General features: G+C 70.5%; 1 protein-coding gene. It reads left to right on the top strand.

Annotated features, from left to right (window positions below; translation table 11 throughout):
• The first annotated feature begins 246 nt into the window (after positions 1–246).
• Positions 247–402 carry a hypothetical protein gene (locus tag ACFW9D_RS11635; protein WP_384620553.1) on the top strand — a complete coding sequence of 52 codons (156 nt, stop codon included), beginning with the start codon at positions 247–249 and terminating at the stop codon, positions 400–402.
• The last annotated feature ends 114 nt before the right edge of the window (positions 403–516 follow it).

The raw sequence follows: 516 nt of genomic DNA, 5'->3' as shown, positions 1-516 counted from the left end.
GGTGGGGGGCGCCCAAAACCACCAGCTCCACAACCACCCAGCGGGCCATGCGTAAACCCCCGCGAACCCCCCCGGGGCCGCGGCGGGGGGGGCGGGGGGGGGCCCCCCCGCCCCCCGAGGCGTGTCCAGGACTTCCGCCGATCCGGCCATTGATTGACGGAAACCGTTCGAGTCACTCGAACAAGCACCCCCTCAGTCACTAGCGTCGCAGGCGTACGAAGACCGCCTCTTCCTCAGGGAGTTGGAATGACTCGCGCCAAGAAGATCCTCGTCACCGCCGCGATGGTCGCGGGCGTCGCCGCCGGCGCCGCGGCCCCGGCGATGGCCGACCAGCACGCGACCACCGCCCCGCAGGACTCCCACGCCACCATCGTGTCGCCGCTGGACAGCCACGCGAGCTGACCCCGCAGCAAGCCCACAAGGAGGGGCCGGGCGCCAAACCCGGCCCCTACGTGTGCGCTCAACGCCCCCGGAACAACAACCGACCCGCACACATCTTCCGCAGATCATCTAAGT

The organism is Streptomyces sp. NPDC059524, assembly GCF_042749255.1.
GTDB classification, from domain to species: Bacteria; Actinomycetota; Actinomycetes; order Streptomycetales; family Streptomycetaceae; genus Streptomyces; species Streptomyces xanthii.
The sequence above is the reverse complement of the archived record's forward strand: the minus strand, read 5'-3'. Positions and strand labels throughout refer to the sequence as shown.